At 61.4% G+C, this 21,175-nt stretch carries 28 protein-coding genes and 2 pseudogenes; 8 read left to right on the top strand and 22 right to left on the bottom strand.

What is annotated here, in order from left to right; all coding sequences use genetic code 11:
- Nucleotides 1-56 precede the first annotated feature (56 nt).
- From rpmE to QTA57_RS02130, 14 genes and pseudogenes are all read right to left on the bottom strand, one after another.
- On the bottom strand, nucleotides 57-278 hold the full coding sequence (gene rpmE / locus QTA57_RS02195) for a 50S ribosomal protein L31 (protein WP_145212243.1): 222 nt from the start codon (nucleotides 276-278) through the stop codon (nucleotides 57-59).
- Between the two features lie 11 nt (nucleotides 279-289).
- Complete coding sequence (rplS, locus tag QTA57_RS02190) at nucleotides 290-673, bottom strand: 50S ribosomal protein L19 (RefSeq protein WP_171557402.1); 384 nt, start codon at nucleotides 671-673, stop codon at nucleotides 290-292.
- Between the two features lie 308 nt (nucleotides 674-981).
- The gene (gene trmD, locus QTA57_RS02185) at nucleotides 982-1,788 is read right to left on the bottom strand and encodes a tRNA (guanosine(37)-N1)-methyltransferase TrmD (RefSeq protein ID WP_290153350.1); all 807 of its coding nucleotides are present in this window, start codon (nucleotides 1,786-1,788) and stop codon (nucleotides 982-984) included.
- Nucleotides 1,778-2,290 (bottom strand): ribosome maturation factor RimM, encoded by a 513-nt coding sequence (gene rimM / locus QTA57_RS02180; RefSeq protein WP_290153349.1) that lies wholly within the window; start codon nucleotides 2,288-2,290, stop codon nucleotides 1,778-1,780. Before rimM ends, trmD begins: the two co-directional genes overlap by 11 nt.
- Nucleotides 2,291-2,292: 2 nt before the next feature.
- Entirely contained in the window at nucleotides 2,293-2,433 is a 141-nt protein-coding gene (locus tag QTA57_RS02175) for a hypothetical protein (RefSeq protein ID WP_171557407.1), read from the bottom strand.
- A gap of 68 nt (nucleotides 2,434-2,501) precedes the next feature.
- A complete protein-coding gene (gene rpsP, locus QTA57_RS02170) occupies nucleotides 2,502-2,936 on the bottom strand; it encodes a 30S ribosomal protein S16 (RefSeq protein ID WP_290153348.1) in 435 nt (144 codons plus the stop codon).
- Between the two features lie 40 nt (nucleotides 2,937-2,976).
- The gene (locus QTA57_RS02165) at nucleotides 2,977-3,273 is read right to left on the bottom strand and encodes a chorismate mutase (protein WP_145212227.1); all 297 of its coding nucleotides are present in this window, start codon (nucleotides 3,271-3,273) and stop codon (nucleotides 2,977-2,979) included.
- On the bottom strand, nucleotides 3,270-3,782 hold the full coding sequence (locus QTA57_RS02160) for a GNAT family N-acetyltransferase (RefSeq protein ID WP_290153347.1): 513 nt from the start codon (nucleotides 3,780-3,782) through the stop codon (nucleotides 3,270-3,272). The genes QTA57_RS02165 and QTA57_RS02160 overlap by 4 nt, the downstream gene beginning before the upstream one ends.
- Complete coding sequence (locus QTA57_RS02155; protein WP_290153346.1) at nucleotides 3,779-4,294, bottom strand: GNAT family N-acetyltransferase; 516 nt, start codon at nucleotides 4,292-4,294, stop codon at nucleotides 3,779-3,781. The genes QTA57_RS02160 and QTA57_RS02155 overlap by 4 nt, the downstream gene beginning before the upstream one ends.
- Complete coding sequence (locus QTA57_RS02150; RefSeq protein ID WP_290153345.1) at nucleotides 4,291-4,833, bottom strand: GNAT family N-acetyltransferase; 543 nt, start codon at nucleotides 4,831-4,833, stop codon at nucleotides 4,291-4,293. Before QTA57_RS02150 ends, QTA57_RS02155 begins: the two co-directional genes overlap by 4 nt.
- Nucleotides 4,830-5,357 (bottom strand): GNAT family N-acetyltransferase, encoded by a 528-nt coding sequence (locus QTA57_RS02145; protein WP_290153344.1) that lies wholly within the window; start codon nucleotides 5,355-5,357, stop codon nucleotides 4,830-4,832. Before QTA57_RS02145 ends, QTA57_RS02150 begins: the two co-directional genes overlap by 4 nt.
- A 1-nt stretch (nucleotide 5,358) precedes the next feature.
- Nucleotides 5,359-6,866: pseudogene (ffh, locus tag QTA57_RS02140) on the bottom strand (signal recognition particle protein).
- A 183-nt stretch (nucleotides 6,867-7,049) separates the two neighbouring features.
- Entirely contained in the window at nucleotides 7,050-7,565 is a 516-nt protein-coding gene (locus QTA57_RS02135; protein ID WP_290153343.1) for a hypothetical protein, read from the bottom strand.
- A gap of 46 nt (nucleotides 7,566-7,611) precedes the next feature.
- Nucleotides 7,612-8,199 carry an FMN-dependent NADH-azoreductase gene (locus QTA57_RS02130; RefSeq protein WP_290153342.1) on the bottom strand — a complete coding sequence of 196 codons (588 nt, stop codon included), beginning with the start codon at nucleotides 8,197-8,199 and terminating at the stop codon, nucleotides 7,612-7,614.
- Nucleotides 8,200-8,310: 111 nt separating this feature from the next.
- Between QTA57_RS02130 and QTA57_RS02125 the strand changes: the two genes are divergently transcribed.
- From QTA57_RS02125 to QTA57_RS02115, 3 genes are all read left to right on the top strand, one after another.
- The gene (locus QTA57_RS02125; RefSeq protein ID WP_171557426.1) at nucleotides 8,311-9,195 is read left to right on the top strand and encodes a LysR family transcriptional regulator; all 885 of its coding nucleotides are present in this window, start codon (nucleotides 8,311-8,313) and stop codon (nucleotides 9,193-9,195) included.
- A 45-nt stretch (nucleotides 9,196-9,240) separates the two neighbouring features.
- Entirely contained in the window at nucleotides 9,241-10,098 is an 858-nt protein-coding gene (locus tag QTA57_RS02120; RefSeq protein WP_290155015.1) for a DMT family transporter, read from the top strand.
- A 64-nt stretch (nucleotides 10,099-10,162) separates the two neighbouring features.
- Nucleotides 10,163-10,657, top strand: a complete 495-nt coding sequence (locus QTA57_RS02115; protein ID WP_290153341.1) for a ClbS/DfsB family four-helix bundle protein — start codon at nucleotides 10,163-10,165, stop codon at nucleotides 10,655-10,657.
- Nucleotides 10,658-10,661: 4 nt separating this feature from the next.
- Here QTA57_RS02115 and QTA57_RS02110 read toward each other — a convergent pair whose 3' ends face one another.
- Nucleotides 10,662-11,300, bottom strand: a complete 639-nt coding sequence (locus QTA57_RS02110; RefSeq protein WP_290153340.1) for a hypothetical protein — start codon at nucleotides 11,298-11,300, stop codon at nucleotides 10,662-10,664.
- Between the two features lie 59 nt (nucleotides 11,301-11,359).
- Complete coding sequence (locus tag QTA57_RS02105) at nucleotides 11,360-11,686, bottom strand: ArsR/SmtB family transcription factor (RefSeq protein ID WP_145212190.1); 327 nt, start codon at nucleotides 11,684-11,686, stop codon at nucleotides 11,360-11,362.
- Nucleotides 11,687-11,894: 208 nt separating this feature from the next.
- On the opposite strand from QTA57_RS02105, the gene QTA57_RS02100 reads away from it, so the two are divergent.
- The 5 genes from QTA57_RS02100 to QTA57_RS02080 all read left to right on the top strand — a co-directional run bounded on the left by QTA57_RS02100 (nucleotide 11,895) and on the right by QTA57_RS02080 (nucleotide 14,552).
- A complete protein-coding gene (locus QTA57_RS02100; protein ID WP_171557433.1) occupies nucleotides 11,895-12,212 on the top strand; it encodes an AtpZ/AtpI family protein in 318 nt (105 codons plus the stop codon).
- A 117-nt stretch (nucleotides 12,213-12,329) separates the two neighbouring features.
- Nucleotides 12,330-13,076, top strand: coding sequence for a F0F1 ATP synthase subunit A (locus QTA57_RS02095; protein ID WP_145217321.1), 747 nt, complete (start codon nucleotides 12,330-12,332; stop codon nucleotides 13,074-13,076).
- Between the two features lie 58 nt (nucleotides 13,077-13,134).
- The gene (locus QTA57_RS02090) at nucleotides 13,135-13,371 is read left to right on the top strand and encodes a F0F1 ATP synthase subunit C (RefSeq protein ID WP_018302205.1); all 237 of its coding nucleotides are present in this window, start codon (nucleotides 13,135-13,137) and stop codon (nucleotides 13,369-13,371) included.
- Between the two features lie 78 nt (nucleotides 13,372-13,449).
- Nucleotides 13,450-13,986, top strand: a complete 537-nt coding sequence (locus QTA57_RS02085; protein ID WP_290153339.1) for a F0F1 ATP synthase subunit B' — start codon at nucleotides 13,450-13,452, stop codon at nucleotides 13,984-13,986.
- A complete protein-coding gene (locus QTA57_RS02080; RefSeq protein ID WP_290155013.1) occupies nucleotides 13,986-14,552 on the top strand; it encodes a F0F1 ATP synthase subunit B in 567 nt (188 codons plus the stop codon). The genes QTA57_RS02085 and QTA57_RS02080 overlap by 1 nt, the downstream gene beginning before the upstream one ends.
- Nucleotides 14,553-14,617: 65 nt before the next feature.
- Here QTA57_RS02080 and QTA57_RS02075 read toward each other — a convergent pair whose 3' ends face one another.
- From QTA57_RS02075 to QTA57_RS02050, 6 genes and pseudogenes are all read right to left on the bottom strand, one after another.
- On the bottom strand, nucleotides 14,618-15,604 hold the full coding sequence (locus QTA57_RS02075; protein ID WP_290153338.1) for a P1 family peptidase: 987 nt from the start codon (nucleotides 15,602-15,604) through the stop codon (nucleotides 14,618-14,620).
- A gap of 26 nt (nucleotides 15,605-15,630) precedes the next feature.
- The gene (locus tag QTA57_RS02070; protein ID WP_290153337.1) at nucleotides 15,631-16,371 is read right to left on the bottom strand and encodes an SDR family oxidoreductase; all 741 of its coding nucleotides are present in this window, start codon (nucleotides 16,369-16,371) and stop codon (nucleotides 15,631-15,633) included.
- 15 nt (nucleotides 16,372-16,386) lie between these two features.
- Nucleotides 16,387-17,832: an aldehyde dehydrogenase family protein gene (locus QTA57_RS02065; RefSeq protein WP_290153336.1), complete on the bottom strand. Its 1,446-nt coding sequence runs from the start codon at nucleotides 17,830-17,832 to the stop codon at nucleotides 16,387-16,389.
- Nucleotides 17,816-19,405: pseudogene (locus QTA57_RS02060) on the bottom strand (ABC transporter ATP-binding protein). Before QTA57_RS02060 ends, QTA57_RS02065 begins: the two are co-directional and overlap by 17 nt.
- Entirely contained in the window at nucleotides 19,402-20,226 is an 825-nt protein-coding gene (locus QTA57_RS02055) for an ABC transporter permease (protein ID WP_290153335.1), read from the bottom strand. The pseudogene QTA57_RS02060 and the gene QTA57_RS02055 overlap by 4 nt, the downstream one beginning before the upstream one ends.
- Nucleotides 20,223-21,164, bottom strand: a complete 942-nt coding sequence (locus tag QTA57_RS02050) for an ABC transporter permease (RefSeq protein WP_290153334.1) — start codon at nucleotides 21,162-21,164, stop codon at nucleotides 20,223-20,225. The genes QTA57_RS02055 and QTA57_RS02050 overlap by 4 nt, the downstream gene beginning before the upstream one ends.
- Between the last annotated feature and the right edge of the window lie 11 nt (nucleotides 21,165-21,175).

Genomic DNA, 21,175 nt, shown 5'->3' with positions numbered 1-21,175 from the left:
ACGAAAAACGCCACCCCAATCCGGGGTGGCGTTTCTCAGTCTCCAAGGCGTGGGTTTTAGAATCCCAGGCCTTCGTATTTCTTCTTGAACTTCGACACGCGGCCACCGGTGTCCATCAGGCGGGAGTTGCCGCCGGTCCAGGCAGGGTGAACGGTCGGGTCGATGTCCAACGCCAGGGTGTCGCCTTCGGCGCCCCATGTGGATTTCATCTGCACGATATCGCCGTTCGTCATTTTGACGTCGATGACGTGATATTCGGGATGGATGTCTTTTTTCATCTCGCCGCTCCTTACGCTTCAGCGCCAGATTTGGGCTTGTAGTTGGTGACTTCGGCGATCCGGGCCGATTTGCCACGGCGCGAGCGCAGATAGTACAGCTTCGCACGACGGACACGACCGCGACGCACCACGGTGATGCTATCGATATTGGTCGAATGCAGCGGGAACACACGCTCCACACCTTCGCCAAAGCTGATCTTGCGGACGGTGAAGGAGCCAGCAATGCCGTCGCCGTTTTTGCGGGCGATGCAGACGCCTTCGTAATTCTGAACGCGAGAGCGGGTGCCCTCGGTCACTTTGTAGCCGACACGAATGGTGTCGCCGGCTTTGAAATCGGGGATTTTGGCCCCGAGGGCGGCAACTTGTTCCGCCTCGATCTGTGCGATCAGGTCCATCGCAACTCTCCATATATGATCACGGTTTGCCCGCGAATGTGTGTGCGCCTCAGAGCTCTTGGTCTTCTTCCGGGTCCGCAGATGCGCCCGCCAGAGATCAGGTCAGCTTTACTGTCGTCAACGTGTCATCAGGGTTTGACCAAAGGGAGAAGCCGAAGAAAGCCGCCCAAGAAAGTCATCGCCAATAACAAACCGGTTCCGTGAGTCGGAAATCCCGACCGGAACGGGCGGTGTATATGTCTGATCGCCCTTACGATCAAGGCTCAATTCGGGGCTGAGGCATCCTCGGGCCAGAGCTTCTTAAAACCCTAACCCTCGCCATCCTGTTGCCGCCGGGCCCAGAGATCAGGGCGTCGCTCTTGGGTCAGTCGCTCCGCCTCGGCGCGGCGCCACTCCGCAATGCGCTGATGGTGCCCGGACATCAACACCTCTGGGACATCGTGACCGCGCCAAGTTGCGGGTTTTGTGTATTGTGGATGCTCCAGCAGCCCGTCGGAAAAGCTCTCTTCTTCGGTGGAGGCTTGATTGCCCAACACATTCGGGATCAGCCGCACGGTGGCATCGACCAGCGCCTGAGCCGCGATCTCACCCCCGGTGAGCACAAAATCCCCGATCGAGATTTCTTCCAGCGCAAAATGGTCGATCACCCGTTGATCGATCCCTTCGAAGCGACCGCAGAGCAGCGTCATGCCCTCAGCTTCTGAAAAGCGCGCCGCATCGGCCTGCGTAAAGGGTTTCCCGCGCGGCGACAGGTAGACACGCGGCCAGCGGGTCGCGTCGTCCGGCGTGCCATTGGCGGCTTGATCGAGGGCGCGGCCCAGAACATCGGGGCGCATCACCAATCCGGCACCACCGCCCGCAGGAGTGTCATCGACATTGCGGTGCTTGCCCGCGCCAAACGGGCGGAGATCAATGGTTTCTAGCGCCCAAAGCCCCTCCTGCAATGCCTTGCCAGTCAGAGACTGACCCAAAACGCCGGGAAAGGCCTCGGGGAAGAGCGTGACGATTTTCGCGGTCCAGGCGCCTTTGAGGCGCGGCGTTGGGGTCATCAAATCGCGCGGGGTGAGGCTGGCAGAGATCGACAGACGCCCATGGGATTTGGGTTTATCCGCCATCGAAGAGTCCCTCGGGCGGGTCCACGACGATCCGTTTGGCAGAGAGGTCCACCGTCGGCACAACCTCTTGCGTGAACGGCACCAAGACCGTGTTCTTCTGCCCCTTCGCACGAACTTCGAGCAGGTCGGAAGCGCCGTGATTATGCACCGCATGCACCCGGCCACGATCTTGCCCACCAGTGTCGACAACGGCGATGCCGATTAGGTCGGTGTGATAGAATTCATCATCCGGCAGGGCAGGCAGGGCGTCGCGCGGCGCATAGAGCCGCGTGCCTTTCAACGCGTCGGCTTGTTCCTTGGTCGTGACGCCAGAGAGCCGCGCGGCAAAACCGTTTTTGACAGCTCGGGTGATCTTCAACGTAAAGTTGCGGCTACCATCCTCCGTGCTGAGGGGGCCATAATCGCCTATCGCGTCTGGCTCGGCGCAGAAGGATTTCACCCGCGCTTCGCCTTTCACCCCGAATGAGCCGGTGATCGCGCCGACGCAAATCCGATCACTCATCTTTACCCCTCCGCGCAGAATCCGGCGCGCATCCATTGCCCGCCAGATTGGTCACACAGCCCTTGTTGATGCGTCCGTTCAAAGATCATGCCCGCCACGAAGGCGAGGATCATGAAGACGACAAGACGGATCAGGCGAAACATTGGGCAACACCCGGGTCAAGGTTGTGCAGGTGGGCCACTGACGATCAAGCAGCCCACCGATTCTGAGATCAGCTGGCCTCTTGGGTTGCTGCGTCCTCAGCGGGTGCTTCTTCAACGGCGGCTTCTTCTGCCGGCGCTTCTTCTTCAACAGGGGCTTCCGCTGCGGCGGCCGCTTTGCTGGCCTTCTCCTCAGCGCGCTCAACAGCTTTCTTGCCGGGCTCGCCCTTTTTCAGATTGGCGCGCTCTTTTTTCTCCAGAACGCCAGCCGCTTCGAGGAAGCGCGACACGCGGTCGGTGGGCTGTGCGCCTTCGTTCAGCCAATGCTGCACACGCTCCATATCCATTTTCACGCGTTCTTCGCTGTCTTTCGGCAAGAGCGGGTTATAGGTGCCGAGTTTCTCGATATAGCGCCCGTCGCGCGGCATGCGGCTGTCAGCGGCCACAATGCGATAGAAGGGACGTTTTTTCGAACCGCCACGGGCGAGCCGGATTTTCATAGCCATGGGTTGATCTCCTTTGATGGCGTGGACAGGCAGATGCCTGTTATTCTTGGTGTTTCTTGTGGTGCTGAATGACTTCAGCGATGATGAAGTTGAGGAAATTCTTAGCGAATTCCGGGTCCAGGTCGGCGCGGCGCGCCAGGTCTTCAAGCCGCCCGATCTGCGCGGCTTCGCGCGCGGGGTCGGACGGGGGAAGGTCGTGATCGGCTTTCAGTTTGCCAACCGCTTGGGTGTGTTTAAACCGCTCGCCAAGCGTGTAGACGAGGATCGCGTCGAGCCGGTCGATGCTCTCGCGGTGCTCTTTCAGAAGCGCGGCGGCGCGGGTGGTGGCGTCACTCATACGGCAATCTCCGATGGGGCAGGGTGGCGATAGACAAGGGTGCCGGGTTTGGGTTCGATCGCTGTTTCATCCAGCGTGCAGCCAAGCCGTTCGGCCAGGGCGATGGAGCGCGTATTCCCTGGCGCGATATAGCTGACCGCAGTTGTCCAGCCGAGCGTGTCATAGCAGTGGATGCGGGCCGCCTCAGCCGCCTCGAATGCATAGCCCGCGCCTTCCGACCCATCGAACATCAGCCACCCGAGTTCGGTTTCTGGCCAGCCGTCAGGAAAATAGGGTCCGACAAGGCCGATGATTGCATCTTCACCGCGCCGCGTGACGGCCCACAACCCGTACCCCCGAACCTCCCAATGGCCGAGCGTCGACGCAAAATGCCGCCATGCAGCCGGGCGCGGAACATGACCGCCTGCCATATTCGAACGTTCGGACATGTAGAACGCCGTCGTGGCCTCTGCATCTTGCGCCGCCGGGCGACGAAGCGTCAGCCGATTTGTGACAAGGGTCTGTGTCATGCCAAGGCCTCGCGCGATGGGTGGCGCCAGACGTCCATTGTCCCAAAGACCTCGTGGGTGAATTGCCCATCTTGTGTGCAGCCCAAGCGTTTCGCCAGCGCCAGAGAGCGGGCATTTTTGCTGTCCACGCAGCTGATCACTGTGGACCAGCCAAGCGTCTCATAGGCATAGGCGCGCACGGCCAGCGCCGCTTCATAGGCGATGCCGCGTCCTTCGCCCGCCGCGAATAGTGACCAGGCGACTTCCGCTTCGGGCCATTCTAGGGGATGGTGCAGCCCGGTTACGCCCAAAGGTTCGTCGGTGTCCTTGTCCGCAATCATCCAGCGGCCATAGCCTCGGAGCTGCCACTGGCCGGTTAAGGCGCAGAGTTGTTGCCAGGCTTGTCCGGGTGTGTTGGGACCGCCGACGAAGGCCGCCCGATCCGAACCCCGGAAATCGGCATAGGCGTCGAAATCCGACAGTTGCGGCGCGCGCAGTATGAGGCGTTCGGTGGTCACGGTGGGAATAGTCATGCCAGCGCCTCCGGCGACGGATGACGATAGACAAGAAGTGGCTCGTCTGGATCTGGGCCAGCGGCGTCGGGGTCGAGCGCGCAGCCAAGCCGTTCGGCCAGTGCGATGGAGCGGGTGTTCTTAGGGTCGATATAGCTGACGGCGGTGGTCCAGCCGAGGTCTTCATACGTATGACGCCGCAGCTCGAGCACCGCTTCATAAGCAAAACCCTTGCCCTCAGCCTCTTCGGTCCAAATGGTCCAGCCCAATTCTCTTTCGGGCCAGCCCGCAGGATACCACGGGCCAGCCGAGCCAATCGGCGCGCCGGTCTTGCGGTCTTCCAACACAAATGTGCCGAAACCCCTCAGCGGCCAGTGGCCGGTCAGTATCGCGAGAACCCGCCACGCATGGGTTTCGTCCTTGTCCGCGCCGCCGCCGACATATTTGGACCGATCAGACATGATAAAGGGTGCTAGTGCAGGGAAATCCGACGCGCGGGGCGCGCGGAGGATCAACCGCTCGGTTTCCAGCATGGGCAGGTTCGAGAGCGCGACAGTCATGCAACTGCTCCTGACCAACGTTTGGCATCGTGGCGATAGCTGTCGCAGCCCGGGAACGGGCTTTCGGTCTCGGGGTCGAGGGTTGCGCCCAGACGAAGCGCCAGCGCCCGAGAGGCGGCGTTCTTGGTGTCGATGAAGCTGACCAGACGGGTCCAGCCCTGACGTTTGAACAGCTCGGCCAGAATGGCGTGGCAGGCTTCGTAGGCGTAGCCTTTGCCCTCATGGCGTGCCTCGGTCAGAAGCCACGACATCTCAGGTTCGGCGAAGCTTTCGGGGTGATAGGGGCCAGCCATCCCAACTGTCTCGCCGGTGTCTTTCAGCCTGATCGCATAAAGACCATAGCCGCGCAGCGCCCATTGCCCGACATAGGCTGCAAACTTGTGCCAGGCCGCAAACACCGTCATCGGCCCGCCATAGAACTCCGCCCGTTTCGACCCCAGAAAATCGAGCATGGCTTGCGTATCCGCCGCCGTCGGGGCGCGGAGCAGCAATCGCTCGGTCTGGAGAGAGGTGGACTGCATCATCTTACTTCTTCTTGCCGAACCCGCTGAGACCAGGAGGCAGCGCTGCGCCGCCGCCGAGGCCCGGCAACCCGCCGGGTTGGCCCAACTGCTTTGCAGCGGCTTCGAGTGCTTTAGGGTCCATATTGGCCGGGTCCATGTCTTTGAGAGCTTGCGGTGCACCCTTCCCCATAAGCGCGCCAAGACCACCCCGCATCAGGCCCTTCTTGCCCATCTTGCCGAGTTTCTTCATCGCGTCCGACATCTGCCGGTGCATCTTCAGAAGCTTGTTGAGATCGCTCACATCCTGTCCCGCACCCGCGGCGATGCGTTTCTTGCGGGAGGCTTGCAGAAGGCCCGGATTGGCCCGTTCGCGTTTGGTCATCGAGTCGATCAGGGCGATTTGACGGCGGATCACCTTGTCATCCATGCCGGCATCGTCGAGTTGCTTCTGCATCTTCGCCATGCCGGGCATCATCGACATCATGCCTTCCATGCCGCCCATTTTCAGCATCTGGTCGAGTTGGGAGCGCAGGTCGTTCATGTTGAACTGACCCTTTTGGAAGCGCTTCATCATCCGCTCGGCCTGTTCGGCCTCGAGCTTTCCTGTGCTTTCTCGACCAAGGCGACGATGTCGCCCATGCCAAGAATCCGGCCCGCGATCCGCTCAGGTTCGAAGGTCTCGATGGCGTCCATCTTCTCGCCAAGGCCGACAAAGCGGATCGGTTTGCCGGTGACCGCCCGCATCGAGAGCGCCGCGCCGCCGCGCCCGTCGCCGTCCATCCGGGTCAGAACCACGCCGGAGACGCCGATCTTCTCGTCAAACTCCTGTGCGACATTCACGGCGTCTTGGCCGGTCAGGCCATCCACAACCAAAAGCGTTTCGCGTGGGTTGGCGACATCGCGGACAGCGGCGGCTTGGGCGATCAGTTCCTGATCGATATGCAACCGGCCCGCGGTGTCGAGCATATAGACGTCATAGCCACCAAGGCTTGCCTGCGTCTTGGCGCGCTTTGCGATGGCAACCGGGTCCTCACCTTTCACGATGGGTAGGGTATCGACACCAATCTGTCCGCCGAGGATCGCAAGCTGCTCCATCGCCGCCGGGCGGTTGGTGTCGAGCGAGGCCATCAGCACCTTCTTGCCCTCGCGCTCTTTCAAGCGCTTAGCGAGTTTCGCGGTGGTGGTGGTTTTACCAGAACCCTGCAGACCGACCATCAGGACCGGAGCGGGCGGGTTGTCGATCTTCAGCGCGCCAGGGTCACCTTCACCGGTCAGGGTCGCGATCAGCTCATCATGGACGATTTTAATGACCTGCTGACCAGGCGTAACCGATTTCGTAACGGCCGCCCCAGTTGCCTTTTTCTCAACCGATTTGATGAAGGCGCGGGCGACGGGCAGCGAGACATCGGCCTCAAGCAGTGCAACACGCACCTCACGCATCGCTGTGCGGACGTCATCCTCCGACAAAGCGCCCTGTTTGGTGAGGCGGTCGAAGACGCCAGACAGGCGTTCGGAGAGATTTTCAAACATGGGCGCGGGCCCCTTCTTCTCAACTGCGATTGTCCCTTCTCAGGTAAGGGACAGGATCGAATGCACCAAGGCCCCCGTGGGCGAAACCTCGCTGACGGGGGGCGATCCTGAAACACCCAGGACCGGAGCGTTGATGCGTCCGGATATGTTGGATGGGCGTTTACGCGCGCGCGGTAGGTGGAGTCAAGTGCACTGCACCGTCAGCATCGTGACATCCCCCGCCAGCATATCGGCGCCACTGGCATGAAGTGAGAAGGCCCGGCGCAGGTCCATCCGGTCCCAGTCTTCTTGTGTCTGGGGCGGGGCAACGTTCTCGCGCGAGCCGGGCGGCCCAAACAGCGTCAGCGCCATCGGGCCGTCGAAAGACACACCCGCCACGCTCAACCCTTCCACGTGATGCGCATAAACGCCGACCAAATCGGCGGCATTGCCACGTGAGGTAGTGATCAAGGTCCAAATCGGGCCCGAGATACTGTCGCCCAACACCATCTCGCCCGAGGCCAAATGCGCGGTCGAGCCGCCTTCTTGGCGGAAGCTCTGTCCGACGGTGGTGTATTCGGCAGACCCGTTCAAAAGCGTGCCGGGGCGAATTTCACCCACGCCCTGGGTGATCTCGATTGTGAAATCCAGAGAACAGGATTGCGCCAGCGCAAGGCCTGGGAACAGGCAGAGGCATGACGCGAGAATAGGCTTCCACATGGTGGGAAGCCTATCACTGTTGGTCTAAAACGCAATTCGTTGGGTGTCAGGCCGCGATTTGCAGCGCGTCGAGCTGTGCTAGGGCTGCCTGCATAGAGGCATCGGCATCGACCATCAGCCGGTCGGCGGTGACAAATTCCACATCATGAATGCCGATGAAACCCAGCACATGGCGGATATAGCCCGTTGCGAAGTCGATCGCGCTACCGGCTTCGGTGCCGCCGGAGGCCACGGCCACAACGGCGCGTTTGCCCTCAAGCAGGCCTTTCGGGCCTTGTTCTGTATATTGGAAGGTCACGCCAGCACGGGCGACCAGATCGACCCAGGCTTTCAAAGCTGCGGGCACACCGAAGTTGTAGATTGGCAGACCAATGATCAGCGTATCGGCAGCTTTGATCTCCTCAATCAGCGTATCTGAGAGGGCGAGCTTAGCCTTCTGCGCGTCCGTCCGCTGCTTAGCGGGTGTGAAGTTCGCGCCGACCCAATCCTCATCAATCAGGGGCAGGCCCTCGGCGAGATCGCGTGCGGTGACATTGGCCTCTGCGAACCGGGCGATAATTCGATCGGATAAATCGCGCGACACCGAGCCGTCGCGGCGGGCGGATGCATCGATGCGGAGAATGGAATGGGTCATGGTGTCGGGTCCTCTCGGAAATGGGATATCGTGGTGGGAAGAAATTTGGCCCTTGCGAGAATGAACACAATATGCCCAAATATATGTTCTTATGTGTGGGAGTGCACAGATATGTCCTTTGACCATTGGGATGAGATTCGCACCGCGTATCAAGTTGCGCGGATGGGTACGGTGAGCGGTGCGGCGGAAGTCTTGGGTGTCCACCATGCGACGGTGATCCGCCATATCGATGCGCTGGAAGGTCGCCTCGGCGCAAAGCTGTTCCAGCGCCACGCGCGCGGGTATACCGCGACGGAGGCCGGGCAAGACCTGCTGCAAGTCGCTGCCGGGGCCGACGATCAATTCTCGCAGCTTGCCGGGCGGATCAAGGGCCGGGGAGATGAAGTGACGGGCGAGTTGATCGTGACCTCGCTGGAGTCGCTCTCGCCGCTTTTCATCCCGGCAATCGGCAAGTTTCAGGAGGAGCACCCCGAACTCCGCGTCCGTCTTGTCACCGATAGCCGCCTGTTCCGTTTGGAATATGGCGAGGCGCATGTGGCGATCCGGGCGGGCACGCTGCCGGACCAGCCTGACAACATCGTGCAGCCGTTTTTCACCCAGACGATCCGGCTCATGGCGCATAAGGCCTATGTCGAAAAATACGGGATGCTCGACGATACAAATCTGGATCAGCATCGGTTTATCGGCTCGGTCGTCGACACGCCGCGCGCACCTTTTCTGCGCTGGATGACGCAGATGGTGCCCGATGAGAGCATCTATTTCCGCACCAGCGAGATGCGGGCGGTGAAAGATGCGGTGATGGCCGGGATCGGCATCGGGTTTCTGCCGGGCTGGGATCGTGATGGTGTTGAGGATTTGGTCGACATGCTGCCGCCCTTGGAGGAATGGTCGGCCAAGCTCTGGCTGGTGACCCATATGGATCTGCACCGGACCGCCAAGGTTCAAACCTTCCTGCGGTTTTTGAAGGAAGAGGTGAAAACCTGGCCGGTGGAGTAGCCCTTGCCACATGCACTTTCCGCCGCAAGGCAAGGGCATTTGGCGATGCTGGCGTTTTCGGCTTTGGTTGCCGGATCCTTCTCGCTTGGCGGACAGATTGCAAATGAGATTGCGCCAACAGCATTGAACGGGGTCCGATTTGCGCTGGCTGCGGCGGTGATCGGGGCTGTGATCGCGGCGCGGGGCGGTGGGTTTCGAACCGTCGCCGTCGCGCCGTGGCGGTATCTGATCCTGGGCGGACTCTTTGCAATCTATTTCGTGACCATGTTTGAAGGGTTGAAAACCGCGCCGCCGGTCTCGGCGGCGGCGGTCTTCACGCTGACCCCGGTGATGGCGGCCGGGTTTGGATGGCTCATGTTGCGCCAAATTACGACGCCGCGCATCGCTCTGGCGCTCAGCATCGGCGCGGCTGGGGCACTTTGGGTGATCTTTCGCGCCGATCTCTCGGCCCTATGGGCGTTTGAGATCGGGCGGGGCGAGTGGATCTATTTCTGGGGCTGTGTGTGTCACGCGGCCTATACACCCGCCGTGCGGCTCTTGAACCGTGGTGAGCCGGTCTTGGTCTTCACCTTCGGCACTTTGGTGGCCTGTTCGGCGCTTGTCTTGATTTGGGGTTGGCGTGATGTTGTGGCGACTGATTGGAGCGGCCTGCGCCCCTTAGTTTGGATCACATTGATCTATGTTGCGGTGTTCGCCAGCGCGCTGTCTTTCTTCCTCGTGCAATTCGCCACCCTACGCCTGCCAGCCGCGAAGGTCATGGCCTACACCTATCTAACGCCAAGCTGGGTGATCCTGTGGGAGATCGCACTTGGTCAGCCGGTGCCACCGGTTTTGGTGCTGGGCGGCATCGCGTTGACGGTCATGGCTTTGCTGATGCTCTTGAAAGACGACGCCACCGCTTGACGTGGGTCAAGGAAAGGCGCGCGCAATCTGCCATTAAACTTGCGGTTGAAAGGAGGGCTTTGCGATGCCTGCAGCAACCACCCGCGATGCGCTGATCGCCGTCACTGTCAAAGACTACGCCAAGCTTGAGAGATTGATCGCCGATATCCCCGCCGGTTTGGCGGAGCGGAAGTTTGAGGACGACACGTCGATCAAGGATGTGATTTGCCATCGCGCCCATTGGAGCGGGCTGTTCTTCAAATGGATCGATCAGGCTGCGGCCGGCGGGCCGGTGCATATGCCCGATGAAGGCGTGAAATGGAACCAGCTCAAGCCCTACAACGCTGACCTCCGCGAGCGCTATGCCGATCTGTCTTGGGACGAGGCCAGGGGCTGGCTGGCGCGGGAACATGAAAGGTTGCTGGCTTTCATGGAAGCAGGCACGGATGAGAGCCTTTATGGCGGGCCGTTTCCCACCACGTCGGGCTGGACGACGGGACGCTATGCCGAGGCAAGCGGGCCCAGCCATTACCGATCTGCGGCGAAATTCATCCGCGCGTGTTTGAAGAAGGCCGGATGAACCGTTACTCGGCCGGTAACTCTCGCACCCGGGCGCGCATCTCTTCGGGGAAGGCCGAGAGCGGCACCCGGGTTAGATCATAGATGATCGTGCCAAGCGGTGCGGGCAGCGCCACCATCTGCTGCAGGCTATCGCCCGCACAGGTATAGGTGATCACCGGATTGAAGGTTTGCGGGCCGGGCGGCGGGGCAAGGGGCGCGGTCGCGCTCCCGCCCTCGGATGTCACCGTCATCTGCCCCGTCAGACCGCCTTCACCACCCGGCAGGTGGCAGATGTCGAGCGTGCCGCCCATTGCGGAGAGGTAACCGGCGCTGCTGATGGTCTGCGCATTCATCTCCATATGCGTCACATGCCCATGCTCATCCTGGAAGACCGCATTGCCATCTGCGCCCATCGGGAAGGTCTCGAAAAACCCGTCTTCATAGATGATCATTGCGACGGGGCGCCCGAAATCACTGAAATTGGCGCGCACATTGTTGGGCATGGAGCGTAACATCCGTTCCATCGCCTCGGGGATCGTGCTGGAGCCAACCCAAGCGCCGACCACACATGTTTCGATCGGACCTACGGGGCCTTCACAGGTTTGGGTAAGTGCCGGGCTGGCCAAAGTGGCGGCGAGGATGGCGGGAATGAGCGCGCGCATGGGCATCCTTTCAGGTCTCAGATCAGTCTTACATAAGACGCGGATTCTGTCGCCTGCGTTCAATCATTGCCCAATTCGCGCTCCAGAAAGGCTTCAAACGCATCCAGGTTCACCGGCTCGAACTGTCCGAACCCTTGCATCCAGACGGAGGCATCTTTCATCGCGTCAGGGTCGAGCTTGCACCACTTTACCCGACCGCGCTTCTCCTGCGTGATCAGGCCCGCGCGGGTCAGGATCGTCAGATGTTTGGAAATCGCCGCAAGCGACATCTCAAAAGGCTCGGCCACGTCCGTCACCGCCATATCGTCTTCCAACAGCATCGATAGAATCTGCCGCCGGGTTGGATCGGCCAGCGCGGCGAATGTGGTGTCGAGACGGTCAGACATGACGTCGCTTAAACGCAGGCAAGGCCCAATCGTCAACCATTTGGTTGAATATGGTCTTGGTTGCTGTGTGAGGGGTCGCCTTTGTCGCATGGAGATTATATAAAATAATATCAATGGCTTATGGGCTGCGTGAGAGCGCCTTTCGCGCGTTGACTCTGATCCCTGCGCGGCCTAGCTTCCGCCCGAACCTCAAAGGGGTGTCCTGCCGATGCCTGACCAACCTGATCCCGACCGCCTCAAGGCACTCGAGGAGCGGCTGGCCAAAGCAAAAGGCACGCAGGAGCCGAAGCCCCATATGGAGGAACACTATTCTCAGGCGCAGATGGCCTGGCGGATGGTGATAGAGTTGGTGGCCGGTCTCGGGATCGGATTTGGCATCGGCTACGGGTTGGACGTTCTCTTGGGCACCCAACCTTGGCTGATGGTGGTGTTTACGCTTCTCGGCTTCATCGCCGGGGTGAAGACGATGATCCGCTCGGCGCAGGAAATGCAGCGCGGGGCAGAGGCGAAAGACAAAGGGGAATAAGACGTGGCAGCGGATACGAACGCATCGGCAGAAACCAAACCAGCTTCTGGCGGGTCGGGTAAGATCATCGCCTATGGTCTGATCGCGGTGGCTGCGGTTCTGTTTATCCTCGGCCTGATGGACGACTATGAGAGTGGTCTTTCGATCCACCCGATGGATCAGTTCATCGTCGCGCCCTTCTTTGGCGGCGACACCGTGCATTGGTACACGGTGAGCAATACGACGGTCTGGATGGGTCTGGCGATCTTGGCGGTTGTCCTGCTGATGGTGGTCGGCACCCGCGGGCGTGCCGTGATCCCAAGCCGGGCGCAGTCGATCGCGGAGCTGGCTTATGGCTTTGTGCGGAAGATGGTCGAAGATGTGGCGGGTAAGGACGCGCTGCCGTATTTCCCATATATCTTCACGCTGTTCCTCTTCATCCTTTGCGCGAACTTCCTAGGCCTGATCCCCGGCAGCTTCACCTCGACCTCGCATATTGCGGTGACCGCCGTAATGGCCGCCGCTGTCTTCATCACCGTGACGCTTTTGGGTTTCATCAAAAACGGTGCCGGGTTCTTGAGCCTGTTCTGGGTCTCATCCGCGCCGCTGGTGCTGCGCCCGATCCTCGCTGTGATCGAGTTGATTTCCTACTTCGTGCGCCCTGTGAGCCACTCCATTCGTCTGGCCGGCAACGTCATGGCGGGCCACGCGGTTTTGAAAGTGTTCGCCGGGTTCGCCGGTGCGCTTGGCGCTGGCGCCGTGGCGCCGATCATCGGCGTTGTTGCAATCTACGGGCTGGAGGTGCTTGTCAGCGCGATCCAAGCCTATGTGTTCACCATTCTGACCTGCGTCTATCTGAAAGACGCGCTTCACCCGCATCACTAACGCGGGTCGGGTCAGGGTTCAGAAATCTCAGCCAATTCCAACGTAAGGAGAAACGAATATGGAAGGCGATATCGCAAACATGGGTCAATTCATCGGTGCAGGTCTGGCCGCGATCGGTTCGGGCGCCGCTGCTATCGGTGTGGGCCACGTGGCCGGTAACTTCCTGGCGGGCGCGCTGCGCAATCCGTCGGCTGCCGCTGGTCAGACCGCGACGCTCTTCATCGGCATCGCATTCGCAGAAGCGCTCGGGATCTTCGCATTCCTCGTCGCTCTGCTGCTGATGTTCGCCGTCTAAGCCACCCGAACCTTCCTTACGCCCGGGTCATCCGCAATGGCGGGTGGCCCGGTGTAATCCCGGTTCCAGGAGGATAAGATGGCCGACGAAGCGCACGGAGCTGCTGACGCCGCGCCCGGCATGCCACAGCTCGATTTTTCGACTTTCCCGAACCAGATCTTCTGGCTCGTGGTCACGCTTGTCGTGATTTACCTGGTCCTGTCGCGCATCGCGCTGCCCCGGATCAGTGCGGTTCTGGCCGAGAGGCAGGGAACCATTACCAATGATTTGGCCGCCGCCGAGGACCTGAAACGCCAGGCCACCGAAGCGGAAGAGGCTTATAACAAGGCGCTCGCCGATGCCCGCGCCGAGGCGCAAGAGATCATCGCCGCAACGCGCGCCGAGATCCAGGCCGAGTTGGATGAGGCGACCGCGCATGCGGATGCCGAGATCGCCGCGAAGGCCAGCGAAAGTGAAGCCCGGATCGGTGAAATCCGTGCCGGTGCGCTGCAAAGCGTTGAAGAAGTGGCGCGCGACACGGCGGTTGAGATCGTCGGGGCTCTGTCTTCGGGTGCGGCGGACGCATCCGCTGTTGAAGCGGCGGTTGCCGAGCGGATGAGAGGAGACACCCAATGATGCGTCTTGTGACTCTCATGACGGCCCTTCTGGCCGGTCCTGCCTTGGCTGCTGACGAATATGGCGGCTATGGGTTCACCTCGCTTTTCAACACCGACTTCGTGGTGCTGATCGGCTTCCTGCTGTTCCTCGCGATCCTGTTCTATTTCAACGTGCCGTCCCTGTTGGGCGGGTTGTTGGACAAACGCGCCGAGCAGATCAAAGCCGATATTGATGAGGCCCGTGCCCTGCGTGAAGAAGCGCAGACGATTCTGGCGTCTTACGAGCGCAAGCAACGGGAAGTGGCCGAGCAATCGGAGCGGATCGTGGCAGCCGCGCGTGAAGATGCGGCGGCGGCTGCGGAACAGGCGAAAGAGGATCTGAAAGCCTCGATCACGCGCCGCCTGCAAGCAGCAGAGGAGCAAATCGCCAGCGCCGAGCAGTCGGCTGTTCGCGATGTACGGGATCGGGCCGTGGAAGTGGCGATTGCCGCAGCGGCGCAAGTGATCGCGGCGCAGACCACCGCGGCGCAGGCCAACAAACTGATCGACAGCGCGATTGCGGATGTCGAGGCGAAGCTGCACTAAGCGACGCTGACCGAATTTGATATGCAGAGGCCCTGGCAGATTGCCGGGGCCTTTGCTTTTGCGGGTCAGGTGCCGAACTTGTCGGACCAGCACGGCATCACATCGCCCGGCGTCGGGCGGGCGTGATAGACGCCCCGCGCGATCGCGCGTGACAAACAGAGTGCTGCGGCATGGCCCAAGCGCAGCAGATCGGCCTCTGCTTCTTCTAGGGGTTGCGCACCGGTGGCGGCGGTAAAGACGAGATCGCCATCCATCGGCGTGTGGCTGGGGTAGATCGCGCGAGCCATCCCGTCATGGGCGGCCACCGCCATGCGTGTGGCCTGCGCTTGGGTCAGGGCGGCGTTGGTGGCGACAATCGCGATTGTCGTCGCCTGACCACCGCCTTTGATCGGTGCGGGAGCGGCGGGATCAAAACTCCGGGCTTGGCCCAATCCGCCGAACTCCGCATCAAACTCAAACGGTGCGGCCCAGAACTGCCGCCCTTCGCCAACTGTCACCCGGCCAAGCGCGTTGACCGCAACCAAAGCGCCAACCGTATAGGGGCCAAGCTGCAAGGAGGCGGAGCCAAGCCCGCCTTTGAGATCTGCGATCAAAGCGCCTGTGCCCGCGCCAACACTGCCCAGTTCGAAGTCGTGTGACGCGGCAGAGAGCGCTTCCGCGCCAAGACGCTTATAGGGGTTCTCGGGCCAGTCTTTGTTCCCGCCATTGATCAGATCGAAGAGGATCGCACCGGGCACAATCGGCACCCGTTGATCGCCGACGGGGAAGCCGCGGCCTTGCGCCCGAAGCGCATCGGCCACGCCCGAGGCTGCATCCAACCCAAAGGCCGAGCCGCCGGAGAGCACCAGCGCGTCCACCTCTTGCACCGTCTTGTCCGGAGCGAGCAGATCAGTCTCCCGCGTCCCAGGCGCGCCGCCCATCACATGCACCGCCGCGGTGAACGGAGCCTCGCCGACCAACACCGTGGTGCCGGTCTTGATGCCGTCATCCTGTGCGTTGCCGACGCGCAGGCCAGGCACATCCGTGATTAGGTTCTTGGCTCCAGGTTGCATCAAGGTCTCTCCGGTTTTGCAGCGATTCAGATGCAGCGCCCGCCATCCACTTCCATTGCCACGCCGGTGATCATGCTGGCCTCATCCGAGCAGAGATAGAGCGCGGCATTGCCCATGTCGTCTGGCGTTGAAAACCGACCAAGCGGGATCGTCGCCAGGAACTTCGCGCGGATTTCGGGCGTGTCCTCGCCCATGAAACTTTTCAGAAGCGGCGTTTCCCCCGCGACCGGGTTCAGGGCGTTCACCCGAATGCCTGAGGGCGCCAGTTCCACGGCCATGGCTTTGGTCGCGGTGATCATCCAGCCTTTGGATGCATTGTACCAGTTGAGCCGGGGGCGGGGCGAGACGCCAGCGGTTGAGGCAATGTTTAAGATCGCCCCCTTTCCGGCCTGTTTCATCACCGGAACGATCTCGCGCGCGGTCAGATAGACCGATTTCGCATTCACCGCCAAAACCCGGTCGAAATCCGCCTCGCTGACATCCTCCAAAGGGGTCGGCAGATGGGTGACTCCCGCATTGTTCACCAGGATGTCGATCTGCCCCCAAGCGTCCATCGCGGCCTTGGACATCGCAGCGACCGATGCGCCGTCGGAGACATCCACAACCTGGGCGATCCCGCTGATCTGCGAGGCGACGCTCTCCGCCGCTTTGGCATTGATATCGGCCACCATGACCGCGGCCCCTTCACGTGCGAAAGCTTGCGCGATACCGGCCCCAAAGCCGGAGCCAGCGCCCGTTACAATCGCGGTTTTGCCCTCAAGCCTCATACTCATCTCCATCCCTCACCCATGCCACGCCGCCACGGTCTTCAACGTGGAAAACCCATACAGCGCCTCGAAGCCCTTCTCGCGACCATGGCCGGATTTGCCGACCCCGCCAAAGGGCAGCTCGACGCCGCCTGCGGCCCCATAGTTGTTCAAGAAAACTTGGCCCGCGCGGAGTTGCTTTGCCAGCCGCATCTGCCGCCCGCCATCGGCGGACCAGACCGAGGCGACCAGACCGTAATCCGTGCCATTCGCGATCTCGATAGCGTGGTCTTCGTCTCGGAAGGGCAGGATAACCTGAACCGGGCCAAAGATCTCTTCCTGCGCCAGAGGATGATCCGGCTCGAGGCCGGTGAGGAGGGTCGGCCGCAGGTAATGACCACTTGCGGGGGCGTCTTCTGCGACGCTGCCTTGGGCCAGAATCTGGCTGGGTTCTGCCCGGGCCAGATAGGATTGCACGATCTCTTTCTGACGCTCTGAGATCAACGGGCCGACGTGCAAATCCACGCTGGCGGGTCCGACGGTGAGCGCTTGATAGGCGGCGGCCATTCGGGCGCAGACCTCGTCATAGAGCGGTTCTTCCACCAAAATGCGCGATGACGCCGAACAGGTCTGCCCGGCGTTCTGAATGCCCGCGTTGACCAGGAACGGCAGGGCGCGGTCCAGATCGGCGTCGGCAAAGACCAGTTGCGGAGATTTGCCACCCAGCTCCAATGTGACGGGCACGACGTTTTCCGCCGCAGCCGCTTGGATCAACCGACCGGTGCCGACCGACCCGGTGAAGGAGATATGCTGCACACCGGGATGGGCCGACAGTGCCGCGCCTGCTTCGGCGCCCAGACCAGGTACGACATTGAGGGCACCCTTTGGGAGTCCTGCTTGATGGGCCAAATCGGCGAAAGCCAACGCTGTCAAACACGCTTCTTCCGCTGGCTTTAAGACGCAGGCATTGCCCATGGCCAGCGCCGCGCCAACCGAGCGGCCGATGATTTGCATCGGATAGTTCCACGGCACGATATGGCCGGTGACGCCATGCGGTTCGCGCAAACTATAGACGGTGAACCCATCCTGAAACGGGATCGTCTGACCCATCACCTTGTCGGCGGCGCCGGCGTAGAATTCCATATAGCGTGCCAGGGCGACGGCATCATTTCGGGCCTGGGTCAGCGGTTTGCCGACATCTTGCGCCTCCATTGCCGCTAGCGCCTCGGTTTTTTCCTGCACCAGAGCGCCAAGGCGGGCTAGAATACGGCCCCGTTCAAAGGCAGGCATGCGGCCCCATTCGCCGTCGAGTGCGGCTTGGGCGGCGTCGACTGCGGCGTCGATATCGGCCTTAGTGCCGCGTGCGATTTGGCCGATGGTCTCACCCGTTGAGGGGTCTTCAACCGGCAAGGTCCCACCATTGGCGGGGCTGCGCCAGGCGCCCCCGATAAACACCTTTGCGGGGTCAAACCAAAGCGTCACGAGGCGTCTCCTTTGCGATGTCGAGCGCTGGCGCGGCGGCCAATAGCTTCTGGGTATAGGAGTGGCGGGGCGCGCTGAACACGGTTTCGGTGTCGCCCTCTTCCACGATTTTTCCGGCTTGCATCACCAATACCCGATCGGTGATCGCGCGGACCACGGTCAGATCGTGGCTGATGAAAAGGTAGCTCAGCTTCAGCCGTTCCTGAAGGTCGGCCAACAGGTCGAGTATCCGCGCCCGGACCGAGACATCGAGGGCCGAGACCGCCTCATCCAGCACAATGATATCGGGATGGGTGATCAAGGCGCGGGCAATTGCGATCCGTTGCCGTTGCCCACCGGAAAACTCATGCGGATATTTCGTCATGTCATCGGGGGAAAGCTGCACCGCGCTGAGCGCCTCGGCGACGCGATCCCGCCGCTCGGCCCCGCTTGGCGGCGTCGGCATCAAATGGAAGGGTTCGGCCACCAATCGCTCCACCCGCCAGCGCGGATTGAAGCTGCCATAGGGATCCTGAAACACCACCTGAATGCCAGAGCGCAGCGCGTTTGGCATCTCGGGGCCGACCTCTTTGCCAAAGGCAGTGATGGCCCCACCTTGCACTGGCTCCAAACCCAGGATCGCGCGGGTCAGCGTGGACTTCCCGCAGCCGCTTTCGCCCACCAGCCCGAGGCTTTCCCCCGCATGGAGGTCGAAACTCACGCCATCCACGGCGCGCACGGGTGCGCCGCGCTGAATGAGTCCGTTGCGCCGCCCTGGGTATGTTCGCACCACATCCCGCACGTGCAAAAGCGGCTCGGGTGCGGCCTGATCCTGCCGTTCTGGCTGGTGCGACGATGCCTCGAAAAGCGCGCGCGTATAGGGATGCCGTTGCTCCCGCAGCACGTCGGCCGTTGGTCCTTGCTCCACAATCTGACCGGTTTGCATCACCGCGATCCGGTCGGCCATATCAGCCACGACCGCCAGATCATGGGTGATCAGCAGGAGTGACATGTCCTCTTCCGCGACCAGCTCTTTCAAGAGATCGAGGATTTGGGCCTGCGTCGTCACATCCAGTGCCGTTGTGGGTTCATCGGCGATCAGAAGCCGGGGGTGAAGTGATCGCCGCGGCGATGCAGACCCGCTGCCGTTGCCCGCCCGAGAGTTCATGAGGGTAGCTGTCCATCCCGATATGAGAGAGCCCGACGCGGTCTAGCCGGTCCCGCGCAATGCGTCGCGCCTCCGATGGTTTCGCGGCCTGGTGGATTAGAAGCGTCTCGGCCACCTGATCGCCAATGGTCTGCACCGGGTTCAGGGCAGTCATCGGCTCTTGGAAGATCATGCTCAACTCATTGCCGCGCAGGGCACACATTTGAGCTTCGGATTGGGTCAAAAGGTCGATTTCATCCAGGCGCGCTTGCCCCCGAGTTCTGCGCCATCCGGCAAAAGTTGCATCAGCCCCAGGGCGGTCATCGATTTTCCGGAGCCGCTTTCGCCCACGAGGCCGAAAATCTCGCCCTTGCCGATTTGCAGCGACACGTCCGACAGGATGGGCGTGCCATGGATCGTAAGGTTGAGGCGTTCAATCTCGATCATCCGCGCGCCATTCTCAATCGCGGATCAAGCAAGTCGCGCAAGCCGTCCCCCATGAGGTTCAACCCCAACACCATCAGGACAATCGCCAGACCGGGGAGCACGGCCAACATCGGGTGGGTGTAGATCATCGTCTGTGCTTCAGCCAACATGCGCCCCCAAGATGGCGTCGGCGGCTGCGCGCCCAGGCCGACATAGGAGAGCGCGGCCTCGGCCAAGATACCGAGCGAAAACTGGATCGTCGCCTGCACGATCAACAGATTGGCGATGTTGGGTAGAATATGTTCGGCGCTGATCCTGAGCTTGCCCTTGCCGGCAGTCCGCGCCGCAAGGATGTAATCAAGAGTCCAGAGCGACAGTGCGCCGCCGCGTGCGACCCGGGCGAAGACGGGGATGTTGAAAATGCCGATGGCTAGGATTGCGTTGAGCGCCGAGGGGCCGAACACCGCCGTGATCAGGATCGCGATCACAAGGCTGGGGAAGGCAAAGATCAGGTCATTGCTGCGCATGATGACCTCATCCAAGAGGCTGCCGCGCGTTGCAGCGGCGGCGAGGCCAAGCGGGACACCAAGCACAATGCCGATGCCAACAGCGACCAGCGCGACCGCGATCGAGGTGCGGGCGCCGACCATGAGCATCGAAAGGATGTCCCGACCGAATTGGTCCGTGCCCAACACAAATGCGCCGCCCGCGGGTTGTAGCCGGTTGGCGATGAGCAGATTGGTCACATCATGCGGAACCCAGAGGAAGCTGACCAAGGCCGCGAGCAGAAACACGGCTGACACCGCTGCGCCAAAGATCAAGGAGGCAGGTACGCGGCTCATGTTCGGCGCAACCTCGGATCAACGGCGGCATAGGCGATGTCCACCAGAAACGTGACCAGGATCACGGCGAAGACCAGAAGCATGGTGACACTTTCAACGACGACCAGATCGCGTTGGGTGATGCCTTGGAAGATCAACCGACCCAGCCCAGGTAGGAAGAACACATTCTCGATGATGATCGCCCCGGCCAGCAGGAACGAGAATTGCAGCCCGATAATGGTCAGGACTGGGATCAACGCATTGCGGAGCGCATGGCGCAGCACCGCTTGCCGCCGCGAGAGCCCTTTCGCGCGGGCCGTACGGATGTAATCTTGGCCCAACGTGTCCAAAAGCGCCGAGCGCATGACGCGCGCCAAGATCGAGGCTTGCGGCAGGGCCAAGGCAATTGCAGGCAAGGTCAGCGCTTTGATCGCGGCCATTGGATCTTGCCAGCCGGGAAAGCCGCCTGCTGAGAACCATTGCAAGTTCACCGCAAAGACCAAAACGAGCAGCATCGCGAACCAGAAATTCGGTACAGCGATGCCGAGTTGCGTTCCGCCCATAATGCCATAGTCGGCGACGGTCCCGCGCCGGGAGGCTGCGATCAATCCGATGGGAAAGGCCAGGAGCGTTGAGAGGGCCAAGGCGTATCCGGCCAGCGGGAGGGATACCCAGAGCCGATCCAAGATCAGTTCTGAGACCGGTACGCGATAGGTATAAGACGTCCCGAAATCGCCGGTCAGCATGCCGCTGACCCAGCCCCAATAGCGCTCCGCCAATGTGCCGCCCAAGCCTAGCTCTTCTCGCAAAGCCGCCACATTGGCTTCGGTCGCGTTCAGTCCCAACATGAAGGCCGCGGGATCGCCGGGAATGACTTCGATCACCAGAAAGATCACCAAGCTGGCCGCAGCCAAGCTGAGGCCAAGAGAGATAAACCGGCTGAGAATAAAGCGCAGCATGCAGCGCAGGT

Origin of the sequence: Fontisubflavum oceani, from assembly GCF_030407165.1 — a bacterium.
Classification (GTDB): Bacteria; Pseudomonadota; Alphaproteobacteria; order Rhodobacterales; family Rhodobacteraceae; genus Rhodophyticola; species Rhodophyticola oceani.
Note: the sequence above shows the minus strand (reverse complement) of the source record. Positions and strands in the feature narration are given on the sequence as shown.